This is a genomic window from Camelimonas sp. FR25 (assembly GCF_059740505.1).
Map to the genome: position 1 here is coordinate 185692 of NZ_JCAWFG010000078.1, position 15927 is coordinate 201618.

Consider the following 15927-nt stretch of genomic DNA (forward strand, 5'->3'; position numbering starts at 1 on the left):
ATACTGCCGCAATGGTGAGCCACCGGCGGGACCGATGGCTGCGCGCGTCGCGCAGGTTGTTAAATGACGACATTCACAATCCTTTGCGGCACGATGATGATCTTCTTCACGGCTGCCTCGCCAATGGCGCGCCTGACGCTATCCTGGCCCAGGGCGGCGGCTTCAATGGTAGCGCGGTCGGCATCCCGGGCAACGGTAATATCTGCGCGCCTCTTGCCGTTCACCTGCACGGGCAGCACGATCTCATCCTCAACCAGCATGGCGGGATCATGGACGGGCCAAGGCGCCGTGGCGACCAGATCGTCCTGGCCGAGGACTTCCCAACAGCTTTCAGCCAGGTGCGGCATCATCGGCGCAAGAAGCTGGATTAGCACCGCGGTCGCCTCCCGCAGGGCGTCGATCACTTCTGCGGAGCCATCTCCGGCCTCGGTTGCGGCATTGACGCCGGCCTGGATCGCATTGGCCAGTTCGTAGAGCTGGGCGACGCAGCGATTGAACCTCAGGCGCTCAATGTCTTCCGTGACAGCTGCGATAGCCCGGTGCGCGGCCTTGCGCACCGCCTTCGCTGCCCCCGCAGACGCGCCGGGCGCTCCCTGCGGCAGGGACGCAACTTCATTGGCGATACGCCAGACACGCTGGATGAAGCGCCAGGCGCCCTGCACACCTTCATCGGTCCAGATAACGTCACGTTCCGGCGGCGAATCGGACAGGACGAACCAGCGTGCGGTATCAGCGCCATATGCGGCGATGATGTCGTCGGGGTCGACTGTGTTCTTCTTCGACTTCGACATCTTTTCGATGGAGCCGATTGTGACCGGTTTGCCTGTCGTGACGTGGACCGCGCGCCGATCTGCTCCAGCGCCTTCGATCCTCACATCGCCAGGCTCCATCCACCTGCCATTCGCGTCACGATAGGTTTCGTGCACGACCATGCCCTGGGTGAACAGGCCAGTGAACGGTTCATCAAGCTGGATGTGTCCGGTCGCCTTCATGGCGCGGGTGAAGAAGCGCGAGTAGAGCAGGTGCAGGATCGCGTGCTCAACGCCGCCGATATACTGGTCGACAGGCATGAACTTGGCGACCGCGGTTTCGGTGGTCGGCGCATCGGCGTTCCACGGGTCGGTGAAGCGCGCGAAATACCAGGACGAGTCCACGAAGGTGTCCATGGTGTCGGTTTCACGACGCGCGGCCGCGCCACAGTGCGGGCAGTCGACCTTGCTCCATGTGGGGTGGCGGTCCAGGGGATTGCCGGGCTTGTCGAAACTGACGTCTTCCGGAAGCGTGACCGGGAGTTGCTCCACGGGCACGGGGACAACGCCACACGCGTCACAATGGATCATGGGGATAGGGCACCCCCAGTAGCGCTGGCGCGAGATACCCCAGTCACGCAGGCGGAAATTCACCTTGCGCTCGCCGGCGGGCGCGCCAAACAGCTGTACCGCTTCGAGGCGGCGGGTCACTTCCTCACGCGCTTCCGTCACGGTCATGCCGTTGAGGAAGTCTGAATTGATCAGGCGACCCTCTCCGTCATAGGCGTCGCGGTCAATGGTGAAGTCGGCTGGCTCGACATCCGGTGGGCACACTACAGGCGTCACGGGGAGCCCGTAGGCGCGCGCGAAGTCGAGATCGCGCTGGTCGTGAGCCGGACAGGCGAAAATTGCGCCCGCGCCGTAATCCATCAGGACGAAATTCGCGACATAAACCGGCAACTCCCATGCCGGATCGAATGGGTGGGTCACCCGAAGGCCGGTATCGAAGCCGCGCTTGTCGGCCTTGTCGATGGCCTCCTGGGCGGTGCCAGTCTTGCGAATATCGTCAATGAACGCGGCGAGCTCGGCGTTGTGAGCAGCCAGTAACCGCGCCAGCGGGTGATCGGCGGCGATGCCAATGAATGAGGCGCCAAACAGCGTATCTGGACGCGTCGTGTAAACGCGCACTGTCTCGTGCTCGCCTGCGCCGGCGATAGCGCCGCCATTGGCGACGGCGAAGCGCAACAGCAGGCCTTCTGAGCGGCCGATCCAGTTCCGCTGCATGGTGCGGACCTTCTCCGGCCAGCGGTCCAGCCCGTCGAGCGCGCTGTCCAGCTCATCTGCGAATTTGGTGATGCGCAGGAACCATTGGGTGAGCTCGCGCTGCTCCACAAGGGCGCCGGAGCGCCAGCCGCGGCCGTCGATCACCTGCTCATTGGCCAGAACGGTGTGATCCACCGGGTCCCAATTGACCTTGGCGGTCTTGCGGTCCACCAGCCCGGCCTTGAAAAAGTCGATGAACAGCCGCTGCTGATGGCGATAGTAGGCGGGATCACACGTGGCGAACTCCCGGTCCCAGTCGAGCGACAGGCCAATCGGCTTCAACTGCTTGCGCATGCTTGCGATATTGGCCCAGGTCCACTCGCCGGGGTGAACGTTGTTCTGCATCGCGGCGTTTTCGGCTGGCATCCCGAAGGCATCCCAGCCCATGGGATGCAACACCGAGAACCCCTGGGCGCGCTTGTAGCGGGCGAGAACATCGCCAAGCGTATAGTTCCGGACGTGCCCCATGTGGATGCGCCCGGAAGGGTAGGGGAACATCTCAAGCACGTAATAGGCAGGACGCTCATCATCGTTGGAGGTCGCAAACAGCTTCCTGTCTTCCCAGGCAGCTTGCCAACGTGCTTCAGTTTCCTTCGGATTATAGCGCTCGCGCGTCATGTCCTGCCTGGTCCAGTTCATCGTGTGACTGCAACAACGATGGCCTCGCCCCTGGGAACGGACAGAACTTGTCCCGGACGGGCAGGGGCGCGGCGCAACTCGTCAATTTTGCCGGGACTAGGACACGATTGCGATCGGGGGTCAATGCAGGCGGGCGTCCCCGTCAGGCAAAACCCGCGCCGGCGCCGCAGAGCGCCGTTATGCCGCTACGGTGCGGGGGATTTTCCCGAGGGGACAAGGTGCTGTATCTGTCCCGCAGACCCGCTCGCAGGAACCGCCAGATATGAACCCTGACCGCCCGACATCCATGTCGTCTGAACAGGCTGCAACGCTCGAAAGGCTGGCGCAAGTCCGCGCCGGATGCGCGCGCGCGGCGCTCGAAAGCGGAAGAACACCCGCTCAGGTATCATTGATATGCGTATCGAAGACATTCGATGCGACGGCGATCAGGACGGTTCTGGAGGCGGGCCACCGCGTTTTTGGTGAGAACCGTGTCCAGGAAGCTTATGGAAAATGGCCTCAGCTGCGGGAGGAATACTCCAACGTGGCGTTGCACCTCATCGGGCCGTTGCAGAGCAACAAGGCCAGGGACGCGGTGGCCCTGTTTGACGTCATCCATACGCTGGACCGTCCCTCACTCGCGGCTGCCCTGGCGAAAGAGATCGAACGGGCTGGTCGCGCGCCGACATTGCTCATCCAGGTGAACACTGGCGAGGAGCCCCAGAAGGGTGGCGTTGCTCCGCGTGACGCCGACCGCTTTATCCGGCAGTGCCGGGAGGAATTTGGCCTCGCGCCTGCGGGCTTGATGTGCATACCGCCAGCCAGTGATGCGCCCAGCCCCCATTTCGCTCTGCTATCCATAATCGCACAACGAAATGGCCTGGGTTTGCTGTCGATGGGTATGAGCAGCGATTATGAGCAGGCGATCATGCTTGGAGCGACACACGTGCGCGTTGGCAGCGCCATCTTGGGCGCACGCTAAAACAGAGCTCTTTCCTTGCGTTCATGCACAGCGACGCCTCTTCGCGCAAATGTGAAGCAGGCTTTGGAAGGCGTCGTGTGAGTTGCAATGTCGCGCCAGCGCGTCATCGCGTTGGCCACACGTCGATGACCGTATCAACGGTCAGTAGGCGTAGTAGTCGCGACATTCCTTGACGGGTAAGCGCCACGCATCCTTCCGTTGCACGAAGGTCGGGTCTGGTCAGGTGCATGAAGACGGCGCTGCCACGCCCCTGAATGCGCGGACACGTGTTGTGATCAATTTCGACAACGATGTCATAGACATGATCTTCGCGCCACATCGACTCGTGACTGTCCCGGAAAGGCTTTCGCACCAGCCGGTTGTAGGCGCCTGACCCAACGGCGTCGCACCAGCCGTCGTCTGGGCGCAATGGACGTACCGGAAGGCTGGTCAAGGGGCGCGCAACACGATCGGCGCGATAGAACACCCGACGGGGCTGAAAACGACCGATAGGCGTAGCGCCATCCCCCTCCTTTTTGAGGGCCTGCAGCCGCAGTCCGCTCCGCCCTATGACGCATTGTAACTTCAGCCCACCTGCGCAAAGAGTCGCCCTGTTATGGCAATGTAGCGCCGGGTAGAGCATAACATGCGTTACCTTGGTCATATCTTTCGCCAGAGTTGCACAGGCCCACGGCCAGCTGATCTAAGGTTAGGCCAGTTGCTTGGCGAGCCATGGGATGGTTTACCTGATGGCGGGCCCATCCGGGGGAGAATCGCTTGAGTCATCGTAGCCACATTCTCATCGTCGATGACGAGAAAGAATTGCGCGACACCCTGTCCGAGCAGCTTCTGCTCAATGACGAGTTCACGGTCGAAAGCGCAGATACAGCGGGCGGCGCCATTGAACGTGTGGCCAGCCGGCGCGTTGACCTCGTCGTCATGGATCTGGGGTTACCGGATATGGACGGGCGGGACGCCGTGAAGCTGATGCGGCAGAACGGCTTCAAGAGTCCCATCATCGTCCTGACAGGCTATGACACCGACACCGATACGGTGCTCAGTCTCGACGCAGGCGCCAATGATTTCGTCGTCAAGCCATTCAAGTTCGCGGTATTGCTGGCGCGTATAAGGGCGCAGCTACGTCAGCACGAAGCCAGCGAAGACGCCGTGTTTACCATCGGGCCATATACATTCCGCCCTAGCGCAAAGCTGCTGGTCAACGGTCGTGGCTCGAAATTGAAGCTAACGGAAAAAGAAACCGCCATCTTGCGGTTTTTGTATCGGGCGGACCGGCGGGTCGTCACCCGTGAAACACTTCTTCAGGAAGTTTGGGGCTATAACGCCACGGTTACGACCCATACGCTTGAGACACATATCTACCGGCTGCGACAGAAGATCGAGGAAGACCCTGCGCGTGCAAGGATCCTTGTCACCGAAGCTGGAGGATATCGACTGGCGCCCTGAACATCAGGCTGCACCCGTGTCTGCAGGCGAGGCAGGTGTCGTCTGGCTCAGGGTCCTTTCTGTTGATGTCACTTGATCACGAAGTCGCTCTTCTCGCCCGTTGCCCAGCCTTGCGCAGCTATGAGGCTGACGCGCTGCGTCTCGTGGCCTTTGCTGCGGAGCGCCTGTCCTGGCAAAAGGGCGAGGTCCTGTTTCGCCCCGGCGATGTGGCCAAGGGCGCTATCGTTATTCTGGACGGCCAGCTGCGACAGCATACGGGCGATTCCCCCGGCGCGCTGGACCTTGGCCCTGGCGAGGTCATTGACGAAATGGCCATGTATATCGACTGCGAGCGCGGAGATGAGGTCGTCGCATTGCGCGCCGCCAGCGGCATGTTGTTATCGCGGGACATGATCCGCCGCGTACTGCTCGAGTTTCCGCAATCAGCCATCGCTGTCCGGCGCGATGTGGCCGCGCGTCTCGATCATCTCTCGGGCGAACTTGCCACGGTGGGCCAGCGCCTGTCTGCGATAGATGAGGCGGCGGGCTGACCTGCCCGGTAATCAGGTTGGACTTATGCCTCGATGAAGGTGACTTCTGTCCGTCAGCAAGACATGGTCCGCTATTGGCTCGCAGCGCGGCCTACCGCTTGGTCACATCGCCGACAAATCGAGCCTGACCGTGACGGGAACATGGTCGGAGGGGCGCTCCCAACTACGGGCGTCCTTGTCGACCGAATATCCACGCAGCGCCGTAGATACGCTGGGCGACAGCCAAATATGGTCGAGGCGCCGTCCACGATCGTTGACGGTGTGGTCTTTGGAGCGATAGCTCCACCAGGTGAAGATCCGTTCTGGCTCAGGGACGAGCATGCGGATGGCGTCGATAAAGCCGCTGGATGTCCTGAAGCGCTCAAGCGCCTCCGTCTCAACTGGCGTGTGGCTGACGACGCCGAGTAAGGCCTTGTGGTTCCACACGTCGGCTTGATAGGGCGCGATATTCAGGTCGCCGACGAGAATGGCGTTGCGGTCTGCAGGTCGCTCGGTCTCGCCCCAGGTCTGAAGCTCGGCAAGAAAGTCGAGCTTGTGCCTGAATTTGGGGTTGAGTTCCGGATCTGGCGCATCGCCGCCCGCAGGCACGTAAAAATTGTGAATCTCGATGTTGCGAAACGCGTCGGGAAGGCGCACCGCGATATGGCGACAATCGTTCTGGCCACAGAAGGCCATGGTGCTGGTGTCCGCAAATGGCACGCGCGACAGGATCGCCACCCCATGATAGCCCTTTTGACCGTTCATCGCGATGTGGCTGTAGCCCTTGCTGCGGAACACGGCGGTAGGAAAATGATCGTCCGGGCACTTGGTCTCCTGAAGGCAGACCACGTCGGGGCTCACCTCGTCCATGTGCCGGAGGACATGGTCGGCGCGCAGCCTTACCGAATTGATGTTCCAGGTCGTTACGGTCAGAGCCACGGCTTATCCTGAGGTTCAGTCAAATCGGCGCCAGCGCCCGACACGATGGTCAGGCGTGTTCGTGCCTCTAACAATGTTCCTGGCGGCCGTCCAGATTGAGCACCTGCAACTCAGCGAGGGGTGGCTCGCAGATTGTAGAGCGCTACTGTGGTCTCATAGCCTTGAGGATCGACGATATTCCACTGCTTCAGCTGGTTGGCGCGGGAATCAAAGATCAGCGTGATCTTCGACGTGCCGCCTAGCGTTGACGAATCCGACAGCGCGACCCGCACTACGCCCTGGGCGTCGGTTGAGACATTGAGCAGCTTCGAGTCCGACGCCAGATTGACGCGGTCCTTGACGAGGAATTTCAGCGGCGTCTGGCCGATCGAATAGACGTCGTTGGTCCGCAGCTTGCTGTCGCGCACGGCGACAGATTTACCATCAGCGACGATCTCGAGCGTACTAGGCGGGTCGTATTTAAACACCAGCTGGCCGGGCCGCTGCACATATAGCGCGCCCTCAGCCTTCTGCCCCTGGGCATTGTGCTGGACGAACCGCGCCTGGATTGACGCGAATCCGTTGAGCCAGTCGTTCACCCGGGCGAGCGCTTCGGTGGCGCTGGCCGGAGCCGGGTGTGCGCCCGATTGGTTCGCGGCCTTTGCCGCTTCAACGGCCGCCGCCTGTGAGCCTGACGCAGAGTTTCGATCACGCACAGGCGGCGTCGCGGCCGGGCTTCCTGCGACCGTCGAGGCGCCCTGCAAGTTGGTGGGCCGGGGTGGCGGCAAGGGAGCAGACGTCGCCAGCGCTGGCGCAGCTGGTTGAGCCGTCGGTCGTACTCCGGTCGTGGGTGCGGCTCGCGCGCCATCGGGGGGGGGCGTAGACAATGAGGGTGGCGGCGGCGCAACTGGGATGCGCTGGCTGTCTGGCGCAGGTTGCGCCTGCTTGCCGAAGCCGGGTTTGAACGGGTTCCACTGGATTTGCGCGGATGCGGTGTCTGCAAAAGCCGCCACCGCGACCAGCAAGGCCGCGCCACCGGCCAGCCCACGGTGACGGTGCAGGGGAAATCGGCCCCTGGCTGGTCCACTGCCCTTGATTGCGTCACCCGTCACGCTGGATCGTTCCTCGTCAAACCGTGCTGGCGCAGATCTGCGCCAGCAGCCAATCACATCAATATAGGGTTGGCGCAGCCAGATTGTGAGCGGTTCCGTTGCACATCAGTCGTGCTCGTGATCCCCTCCGGCCTGGGCAAGGATTTCCCGCTTGCCGGCGTGGTTGGCCGAGCCGACGATGCCTTCCAGCTCCATCCGCTCCATGAGTGACGCGGCTCGGTTGTAACCGATCTGCAGGCGGCGCTGGATGTAGGAGGTCGAGGCCTTCTGATCGCGCAGAACGATAGCCACCGCCTGTTCGTAGAGGTCGCCAGCGCCTGACGAGCCCATGGCGCTCTGGTCAAACACCGATCCGCCTTCCTCGGCTTCGTTCTCGTCCATGGCGGTGACCGCATCAAGATACTGCGGCCTGCCCTGGGACTTGAGGTGCGCGACGACCTTTTCGACCTCGTTGTCGGATACAAATGGTCCGTGGACGCGCGTGATGCGACCGCCTCCGGCCATATACAGCATGTCGCCCTGTCCGAGCAGCTGCTCGGCGCCCTGTTCGCCAAGGATGGTGCGGCTGTCGATTTTCGAGGTCACCTGGAAGGAGATGCGGGTTGGGAAGTTTGCCTTGATGGTGCCGGTGATCACATCGACCGACGGGCGCTGGGTCGCCAGCACGACGTGGATGCCAGCTGCGCGCGCCATCTGGGCAAGTCGCTGGATGGTGCCTTCAATCTCCTTGCCCGCAACCATCATCAGATCGGCCATCTCGTCGACGATCACCACGATGTATGGCAACGGATCAAGATCCATCGCCTCTTCTTCGAAGATTGGCTCGCCGGTCTGCTTGTCGAATCCCGTCTGCAAGGTGCGCGTGATGATTTCACCCTTGCGCTTGGCCTCGCCGACGCGCGCATTGAAGCCGTCAATGTTGCGCACGCCCATCTTGGACATTTTCTTGTAGCGGTCTTCCATCTCCCGAACAGCCCATTTCAGGGCCACGACCGCTTTCTTCGGGTCGGTCACTACGGGCGTAAGCAGGTGCGGGATACCGTCGTAGATCGACAGTTCGAGCATCTTCGGATCGACCATGATCAGGCGGCATTCGTCCGGGCGGAGCCGGTATAGCAGCGACAGGATCATGGTGTTGATGGCGACGGACTTGCCGGAGCCGGTGGTGCCGGCCACCAGAAGGTGTGGCATGCGGGCCAGATCCGCGATCACGGGCTCGCCGCCAATGGTTTTTCCGAGGCAGAGGCCGAGCCGCGACTTGGAGGAGGAGAAATCCTCGCTAGCTAGCAGCTCCCTGAGATAAACCGTCTCACGGTTGGTGTTGGGGAGTTCGATGCCGATGGCGTTGCGGCCTGGGACAACGGCGACGCGCGCTGAAATCGCGCTCATCGACCGTGCGATGTCGTCCGCAAGAGAGATGACGCGTGACGATTTGGTGCCAGGGGCCGGCTCGAGCTCATACAGGGTTACGACCGGGCCGGGCCGGACGTTGATGATCTCACCGCGCACACCGAAGTCTTCCAGCACGCCCTCCAGGAGCGTCGCGTTCTGTTCCAGCGCTTCGACAGACAGCATGCTGCTGGCGGCGGGCCGGCGCGGCTCGGCCAGCAAGGGCAGACCGGGAAGCTCATAGGCGTCGGGCAGCGGGAACTGGGGCGCCAGGGGCGCGGTGCGAGTCGGAGCCACGCCAGAGGCCGCGCTTTGCGGCTTTGCCGGAGGCGCTGCTCCATCGTCATTGGCCGGTCCCGTCGCCCTCAGGGCCTGCGGCACGCCGACTCGCAGCGAATGGGCGGGGAAGTCGGGAGCGCGCGCCGCAATGGCGCTCGCAGGCGCTGCCTGCGCCGGCGCCACCGAAGGCGCGTCGTCTGGTTCAGCCTGTTCCTCGATCAACTCCGGATCCGCTGGGTCCAGTTCTTCATTGACGTCGTGTGCGGCGCGCTTGCGGTGCAGCACGAATGGGGCCTGAGGCGCCTGCTCCTGCGCGCTGAATTCGGCCTGTTGCGGCGCCTCTGGCTCCTCAAGGTCCGTCGTCTCGTCTACGGCTGGCTGACTCTGCTTGCGGCGTACCCGCGCGGCGAAGCGCGAGGACAGCTCCGCGGCGGCGGCTATCGCCGCGGCGGTTGGCGTCACCTTCTCGATCATCGGCGCGCGGGCCGTCGCAGCGATTGGCGCCATGGCTGCGCCCACGACATCCATTGCAACATCGGCAGCATACTGCGTATCCCGCCGATGGGGAGCTGCAACGGCATCGTAGGCGACGGATTGGGGAGCCGGCGCAGTCTGTTCGAACTGCGTTGCATAAGCAGGGTGTTCCTGCGCAAGCGCCGCCGTCGCCAGGGCAGCGGCTGGCGTTTCGACACGCCGGTTGGTTGGGGCATAGGCCTCGTGCACCGGGAGAGGAGCGCTCTCCTGCGCCCATGGCGCGGCGTCGGCGCGGGATTCGGCGATCTCACGCTCAGGTTGCCAGGACGGCGGCATGCGCACGCGCGACCTCGTCGGCTCTGGCGCGGCCGGAGACTGGGCGGCAGGCGACATTGGTTGAGGAAATGCCGTTGGCTCAATGCGCCCCGGCCGAGCGCTGGGCGACTGCGGCGTGACTGCGCCAGCCATGGCCGCGCCCGTCGCCAGTTTGCGCGATCGGCGCCGTCCAAGCGCCGACTTGAACATCATCATGCCATGCACCAGGGCGCCGAGTGATATGATGCCGATTCCGGGCTCATCCGCCTCGGCGGGCCCGGTCGCGGACCGCCGCCATGACCCGACGTCGTCCTCATCATCCCCTGCTGCGTGATCGTCAAAGCCGTAGCCACAGGCGGCGCTGAGCGCCAGGATCGCGCCCGCTGCACAGACGAGGCCGGTCGCGAGCCGCCCAAGCGCGCCCATGAATCCAAACAAGGTATTGCCAAGGCCAAGCAGCGCGTCGCCAATGACGCCTCCGAGACCGGTCGGGAGGGGCCAGCCACCCGGCGCCGGCATGGCGCTGGCGAGGCCCGCGGCTGCGGCGGAGCCAACAAGCCACAAGGGCACCCGCCATTTCATGCCTGGCATGGATCGGTGGGAGGCTAGCGAGATGCCCCAAACGGCGATCGGCAGCAGCCATGCCACTGAGCCGAGACCCAGCAATTGCATGGCGATGTCGGAGAAAATGGCCCCAGGCGCCCCCAACCAGTTTGAGATCCGGCCTTCAGTGGCATGGGTGAGGCTGGGGTCGCGCACCGACCATGTCACCAGTGCGATCGCCGTGATGATGGCGAAGACGATCAGGGCGATCCCAAGCAAATCGAAGGCGCGCCGCTTCATGAAGCTGCGAAACGCCAACGAGAGATCGTGGGAGGGCGAGGTAGTACGTCTGACGGTGCGCATGCCGACCTGGAGATTGGAGACTCACGACCCCTACGGTAGCCAGGACCGGGTTAAGGCGCGCTTAACCTTGTATGGTAGCTGGCAGAACAAGGGTTAGGGGTGGGAATGGAGCCCATGCGCCTTATGTGAAACCTCCACCGTCTGCGCACAGCGCCATCTGATCTGGCGTGCGTTCGCCTTGCCCCCCAGCAGGAGGCGAGCGCGATCTTGCCCTGGGAGTTAACGTTTGCCGGCGTGGGATTAGGGGCGGGCCGCTAACAGCCCCTCGGACGAAAAGACATCACCGATGCCTCGTCGTTCATGTGCGTTTCTGAAAGTCCGAAAAAACAATCCCCCTCACAGCTGAGCCGTGAGGGGGACCAGGATCGATCCGAACAGGGCGGAGGAGCGCCCGTCGACTGGGATCAGTAGTTGTAAGCCCGTTCGCCGTGATCGGCGATGTCCAGACCTTCGCGCTCTTCTTCAACGGAGACGCGCAGGCCGATCACCAGGTCAACGATCTTGAACAGGATGGCCGAGCCGACACCCGAGAACACGATCGTGAACAAGACGCCTTCGATCTGCGCCCACACCTGCGTCGCCATGACATAAGCGGCGGGCGAAGCCGAGCCAGGATTGGTCGCATAGTCGACCAGGCCGACGCCGCCGAGGGCCGGCGCGACCAGCACGCCAGTGGCGATGGCGCCGACGATGCCGCCGACACAGTGGACTCCGAAAACGTCAGCCGTATCGTCGTACTTGAACGTGTTCTTCACCGTGGTGCAGAAGAAGAAGCAGATCGGGCCAGCAATCAGGCCGAGCACGATGGAGCCCATGGGTCCAGCGAAGCCTGTTGCAGGCGTGATCGCCACGAGGCCCGCGACAACGCCGGAGACCAGGCCAAGCAAAGACGCCTTGCCCTTCACCGCCCATTCGACCAGCAGCCAGCCGAGGCCAGCAGCGGCGGTGGCGAGGAAGGTGTTCAGGAAGGCGAGGGCGGCGCCGCCATTGGCCTCAAGGTTGGAGCCGGCGTTGAAGCCGAACCAGCCAAGCCACAGCAGCGAGGCGCCGATCATGGTCATGGTCAGGGAGTGCGGGGCCATCAGTTCGCGGCCATAGCCGATGCGCTTGCCGATCATCAGGCAGCCAACGAGGCCAGCGATACCAGCGTTGATGTGCACCACGGTGCCGCCAGCGAAGTCCAGCGCGCCCCACTTGAACAGGATGCCAGCATCGGCGTTGACGGCGTCAAGCTTGGCCTGAGCAGCAGCCCTGGCGCTCTCGGTGGTCGCGGCAGCCAGCTCCTTGGCCGCAGCGGCGATGGCGTCGGGGCCAGCCCAGTACCAGACCATGTGCGCCATCGGGAAGTAGATGAACGTCAGCCAAAGCGCGGTGAAGACCAGGACGGCCGAGAAGCGGACGCGCTCTGCAAAGGCGCCGACGATCAGCGCCGGAGTGATGCAGGCGAAGGTCATCTGGAACGCCAGATAGATGTATTCCGGGATGACGACGCCGTTGGAGAAGGTGCCCACGGTGCTCTCCGGGGTGACGCCCGAGAGGAACGCCTTGGAGAACCCGCCGACGAAGTTGTTCATCGCGCCGCCATCGGTGAAGGCGAGCGAGTAGCCATAGCAAACCCAGATCAGGGCGGCGAGGCAGACGATCGCCATTACCTGGGTGAGCACTGACAGCATGTTCTTGGTGCGAACCAGGCCGCCGTAGAACAGCGCCAGGCCGGGGATGGACATCGCCAGCACCAGGATGGTCGAAACCGCCATCCACGCTACGTCACCCTTGGCAGGCGTCGGATCGGCGGCGTAGGCCGCGCCGGTGGCCAGCAGCGATGCGGCCAGGCCCGCCATTGCAGTCGATGCGATCCGTGAGGCCCGCCAGGAGCCCCCCCAATTGCGCATGATGCTCATAATCTCTTCTCCAGAACTGTATGCCGTCGGGCTCAGAGCGCGTCTTCGTCGGTTTCACCGGTACGGATGCGCAGGGCCTTCTCAATCGCCGTAACGAAAATCTTGCCGTCGCCGATCTGGCCGGTGCGCGCAGCGTTGGCGATCGCCTCAACCGTGGCGTCGACAAGCGACCCTGGGACCGCCACCTCAATCTTGATTTTGGGGAGGAAGCTCACGGCGTATTCGGCGCCGCGATAGATTTCAGTGTGGCCACGCTGACGGCCATAACCTTTGACTTCGGTCACGGTCAGACCATGGACACCCATGGAGGTGAGCGCATCGCGCACTTCCTCGAGCTTAAACGGCTTGATGATCGCCACTACGATCTTCATCGCTTTCCCCTGTCCTTTTGAGCACCGGGACAGCGCCTCTGCCAGCCGGTGCACGTTACCCCCATGGGACCCTCCGGATTGGGAGAGTCATGGCTTCAGAAGGCTTCAAGCAAGACAGGCGCCAGTTAGGAGAGCCAGTGCAAAAAAAACGATGAGCCTGATCAGGCGCGCCCGGAATCAACGACTTCCGCCGATGGTGTGAATGGTGAGACGTCGTCGCAACGCGGCGAGGAGGTGTGACGCTCCAAAGCCATGCGCCATGAAAAAGGGCGCCGAAACTTTCGGCGCCCCATGCTCGTCTAATTAATAGGCATTTTGCGTGCGAAGTGCGCAGGCGCCTTGACGCGCTCTAACCGGACCGTGTTTCGACAAGGCCTCATCCGAGGTCGGGGCGCGGGCGGATGAGGCCTTCCTGCGCAACGGAGGCAATCAATCTGCCGTCCCGCGTATAAATGTTGCCACGCGACAGACCACGCGCGCCGCCGGCAACCGGGGTGTCCTGCACGTACAGTAGCCACTCGTCGGCGCGGAAGGGTCCGTAAAACCACATGGCGTGGTCGAGGCTTGCGCTCTGGATGGTGGGTTCGATCACGCTGCGCCCATGCGGAAACAGGCTGACGTCGAGCAGCGTCATGTCAGACGCATAGGCCAGCACGCACTGGTGGATGGCGAGGTCGTCCGGTAGCCGGTTGGCTGCCCTGATCCAGACGCAAAACGGCAGGGTCGTCGGCTCTCGGGCGAAATAGCGTGAAAAATAGTGCTGGTAGTCGACGGCCTTGATCTCGATGGGCTGCGCCGTGGCGTAATAGCGCCGCTGATTTTCAGGCATGCGCGCCAACAGCGCCGGGTCTATGTCCGACTGGCTTGGCAGATCCTCCGGTTGAGGCACGGCTGGAGGGGGCTCGGCGTGCTCAAGGCCTGTCTCGTCGACGTGGAATGACGCAGTTAGTGAAAAGATCGGTCGGCCGTGCTGGATCGCGCTTACGCCCCGTGTCGTGAAGCTGCGACCATCGCGAATTCTGTCGACTTCATAGACGATTGGCACGCGTGGGTCGCCGCCAAGCAGGAAATAGCAGTGCATGGAGTGCAGCGTGCGCTGATTCACGGTTCTGCAGGCGGCGACAAGCGCCTGTCCGATGACCTGCCCGCCGAAAACGCGCTGCCACCGGTCTTGCGGGCTTCTACCACGGAACAGATTTACCTCGATCGGCTCAAGATCGAGGATCGCCAGCAGGTTGTCGATGGCTTTGCTCATGTCGCCTCCCAGCGTCACAGGGGACCTGCGCGGGCACGCAGCACAATGCTCCCCGGCAGCTCTTGCTGATATTTTTTAATGTGACAGTCCGGGCACGTCGAGGCAGTTGGCCGGGCTCCTGCACTAGCGCATATATGTAGCGCTGCGGGAGGCAGTCGATCAGGAGGATCAAAGTGTCGACATTTCAGCAGACCATCCTGATTGGCGGCGCGGGCATTGTCGGCCTCGCAATGGCGGTGGCGCTGAAGGCGAGGCTTGGGGCGGGAGCCGTCGTGGTCATCTGTGATCCCGCGTTTGCGTCTGATAGGCCGGCGGGTGCAGCGAGCGGAATGCGGGTGTCAGCGGTGGCGCCCGACGCGCGACAACTCCTGGAGGAATTGGGTGTCTGGAAACAGGTAGCCTGCCTGGCCCAGGCGGTGGACACCATGGAACTGACGGATGGTTCACCTGGTGATCCGGTTCCACATGAGCTGTTTACACTGGGCGCCGGTGGGGAGAATGATGCGCCGCTGGCCCATATCATCGCCAATGACGATCTTGTCGCGGCGCTGAGCCAGGCAGCGGTAAGCGCCGGAGCAGTCCTGCGTCCAGTCAGCGTCAACCGTTGGTCAGGCGCCGATGTCGCCGCCGGGAAGCGCGGCGAAGCCATCCTGTCTGATGGATCGCGACTGACGGCAGACCTTCTGGTCGCCGCCGACGGGGCCACGTCCAGGTTGAGATCTCTTGCGGGAATTGGCTGGTACGGCTGGAGCTATGAGCAGTCGGGCATTGTGGCGACAATAAAGCATGCGCGCCCGCACCATGGGCGCGCCACCCAACACTTTTTGCCATCTGGTCCATTTGCGATCCTGCCATTGACGGGCAATCGCTCATCCATCGTCTGGACCGAGCGCAATGACAACCTGCCTGCCTTGCGCGCCCTTGATCAGGACGAGTTTCTGGGGGAGATCCGCCGCAGGTTCAGGTTGGATCGTGGCGATATCGGTTTGGCGCATTTTCCGCCCGGAGTTTTCCCCCTTGCGCTCGGCCTGGCGCGCCGTTTTCACGCGCCGGGGATGGCGTTGATTGGAGATGCTGCCCATCTCATTCATCCCTTGGCGGGACAAGGATTGAATCTTGGACTGCGCGATGTTGAGGTGCTCAGTCGGCTTGTGGCGGATGCAGTATGTGTTGGTCTTGCGGCGGCAAATGATGAAACGCTGCATGCATACGATAAGCTACGTCGACCAGATGTGCTCGCCATGGCGCTTGCCATGGAGGGGTTGAACTGGCTGTTTGCGAACGATCTGGCGCCAGCCCGTCTGGTCCGTGATTTGGGCGCACGGTTGTTGGGTCGCAGTTCAAATTTCCGTAGCCTGATGGTGAAGATTGCTTCTGGCAGCA

General features: G+C 62.8%; 13 protein-coding genes. 4 read left to right on the top strand and 9 right to left on the bottom strand.

The window, feature by feature from the left end:
* Positions 1 to 59 precede the first annotated feature (59 nt).
* A complete protein-coding gene (leuS, locus tag AC6A67_RS10450) occupies positions 60 to 2690 on the bottom strand; it encodes a leucine--tRNA ligase (protein WP_498036513.1) in 2631 nt (876 codons plus the stop codon).
* Between the two features lie 283 nt (positions 2691 to 2973).
* On the opposite strand from leuS, the gene AC6A67_RS10455 reads away from it, so the two are divergent.
* On the top strand, positions 2974 to 3672 hold the full coding sequence (locus tag AC6A67_RS10455; RefSeq protein ID WP_498036486.1) for a YggS family pyridoxal phosphate-dependent enzyme: 699 nt from the start codon (positions 2974 to 2976) through the stop codon (positions 3670 to 3672).
* Positions 3673 to 3775: 103 nt separating this feature from the next.
* Here AC6A67_RS10455 and AC6A67_RS10460 read toward each other — a convergent pair whose 3' ends face one another.
* Positions 3776 to 4315 (bottom strand): L,D-transpeptidase family protein, encoded by a 540-nt coding sequence (locus AC6A67_RS10460; protein ID WP_498036487.1) that lies wholly within the window; start codon positions 4313 to 4315, stop codon positions 3776 to 3778.
* Between the two features lie 113 nt (positions 4316 to 4428).
* On the opposite strand from AC6A67_RS10460, the gene AC6A67_RS10465 reads away from it, so the two are divergent.
* Positions 4429 to 5115 (top strand): response regulator transcription factor, encoded by a 687-nt coding sequence (locus tag AC6A67_RS10465; protein WP_498036488.1) that lies wholly within the window; start codon positions 4429 to 4431, stop codon positions 5113 to 5115.
* Positions 5116 to 5183: 68 nt separating this feature from the next.
* Here AC6A67_RS10465 and AC6A67_RS10470 read toward each other — a convergent pair whose 3' ends face one another.
* Entirely contained in the window at positions 5184 to 5369 is a 186-nt protein-coding gene (locus AC6A67_RS10470) for a hypothetical protein (protein WP_498036516.1), read from the bottom strand.
* Here AC6A67_RS10470 and AC6A67_RS10475 point away from each other — a divergent pair.
* Positions 5322 to 5645 carry a cyclic nucleotide-binding domain-containing protein gene (locus AC6A67_RS10475; RefSeq protein ID WP_498036514.1) on the top strand — a complete coding sequence of 108 codons (324 nt, stop codon included), beginning with the start codon at positions 5322 to 5324 and terminating at the stop codon, positions 5643 to 5645. The two genes, AC6A67_RS10470 and AC6A67_RS10475, sit on opposite strands and share 48 nt — an antisense overlap.
* Positions 5646 to 5747: 102 nt before the next feature.
* Here AC6A67_RS10475 and xth read toward each other — a convergent pair whose 3' ends face one another.
* The 6 genes from xth to AC6A67_RS10505 form a co-directional block, all read right to left on the bottom strand.
* Complete coding sequence (xth, locus tag AC6A67_RS10480) at positions 5748 to 6563, bottom strand: exodeoxyribonuclease III (RefSeq protein ID WP_498036489.1); 816 nt, start codon at positions 6561 to 6563, stop codon at positions 5748 to 5750.
* Between the two features lie 110 nt (positions 6564 to 6673).
* Positions 6674 to 7258 (bottom strand): outer membrane lipoprotein carrier protein LolA, encoded by a 585-nt coding sequence (locus tag AC6A67_RS10485; protein ID WP_498036490.1) that lies wholly within the window; start codon positions 7256 to 7258, stop codon positions 6674 to 6676.
* Between the two features lie 501 nt (positions 7259 to 7759).
* On the bottom strand, positions 7760 to 10972 hold the full coding sequence (locus AC6A67_RS10490) for a DNA translocase FtsK (RefSeq protein WP_498036491.1): 3213 nt from the start codon (positions 10970 to 10972) through the stop codon (positions 7760 to 7762).
* Between the two features lie 449 nt (positions 10973 to 11421).
* A complete protein-coding gene (locus AC6A67_RS10495) occupies positions 11422 to 12858 on the bottom strand; it encodes an ammonium transporter (RefSeq protein ID WP_498036515.1) in 1437 nt (478 codons plus the stop codon).
* A 92-nt stretch (positions 12859 to 12950) separates the two neighbouring features.
* The gene (locus AC6A67_RS10500; RefSeq protein ID WP_498036492.1) at positions 12951 to 13289 is read right to left on the bottom strand and encodes a P-II family nitrogen regulator; all 339 of its coding nucleotides are present in this window, start codon (positions 13287 to 13289) and stop codon (positions 12951 to 12953) included.
* A 376-nt stretch (positions 13290 to 13665) separates the two neighbouring features.
* Positions 13666 to 14544 (bottom strand): acyl-CoA thioesterase, encoded by an 879-nt coding sequence (locus AC6A67_RS10505; RefSeq protein ID WP_498036493.1) that lies wholly within the window; start codon positions 14542 to 14544, stop codon positions 13666 to 13668.
* A gap of 173 nt (positions 14545 to 14717) precedes the next feature.
* Between AC6A67_RS10505 and AC6A67_RS10510 the strand changes: the two genes are divergently transcribed.
* A partial coding sequence (locus tag AC6A67_RS10510) for an FAD-dependent monooxygenase (RefSeq protein WP_498036494.1) occupies positions 14718 to 15927 on the top strand: 1210 nt, incomplete at its 3' end.

Coding starts and splice junctions, on each gene's coding strand:
- AC6A67_RS10500 (WP_498036492.1), bottom strand. CDS start 13,289: ATGAAGATCGTAGTGGCGATCATCAAGCCGTTTAAGCTCGAGGAAGTG.
- AC6A67_RS10455 (WP_498036486.1), top strand. CDS start 2,974: ATGAACCCTGACCGCCCGACATCCATGTCGTCTGAACAGGCTGCAACG.
- leuS (WP_498036513.1), bottom strand. CDS start 2,690: ATGACGCGCGAGCGCTATAATCCGAAGGAAACTGAAGCACGTTGGCAA.
- AC6A67_RS10495 (WP_498036515.1), bottom strand. CDS start 12,858: ATGGCGGGCCTGGCCGCATCGCTGCTGGCCACCGGCGCGGCCTACGCC.
- AC6A67_RS10460 (WP_498036487.1), bottom strand. CDS start 4,315: ATGACCAAGGTAACGCATGTTATGCTCTACCCGGCGCTACATTGCCAT.
- AC6A67_RS10470 (WP_498036516.1), bottom strand. CDS start 5,369: ATGCTGTCGCAGCTGGCCGTCCAGAATAACGATAGCGCCCTTGGCCAC.
- AC6A67_RS10505 (WP_498036493.1), bottom strand. CDS start 14,544: ATGAGCAAAGCCATCGACAACCTGCTGGCGATCCTCGATCTTGAGCCG.